Below are 283 nucleotides of genomic sequence, written 5' to 3'. Positions count from 1 at the left end.
AGCGCATCAATGCCTGCCTCAGCCTGGCGGTGCAGCACCAGGGCGATGCCATCACCACCATCGAAGGCCTCGGAACCCCCGATGACCTGCATCCGATGCAGGCCGCCTTCATCAAGCATGACGGCTACCAGTGCGGGTACTGCACGCCAGGGCAGATCTGCTCGGCGGTGGCGGTACTGGACGAGATCAAGCGGGGTGTCCCCAGCCATGTACAGGCGGACGTCAGCGCACGGCCCCGGGCCACCAACATGGAAATGCGCGAACGCATGAGCGGCAACCTCTG

The 283-nt window shown here is 65.0% G+C and carries 1 protein-coding gene; it reads left to right on the top strand.

What is annotated here, in order from left to right:
- On the top strand, positions 1–283 hold a 283-nt coding region (locus EN804_RS36690), incomplete at both ends, for a 2Fe-2S iron-sulfur cluster-binding protein (protein WP_246693565.1).

The sequence above is a fragment of the Mesorhizobium sp. M8A.F.Ca.ET.161.01.1.1 genome (assembly GCF_004792105.1).
Taxonomy (GTDB): domain Bacteria; phylum Pseudomonadota; class Alphaproteobacteria; order Rhizobiales; family Rhizobiaceae; genus Mesorhizobium.
The sequence above is the reverse complement of the archived record's forward strand: the minus strand, read 5'-3'. Positions and strand labels throughout refer to the sequence as shown.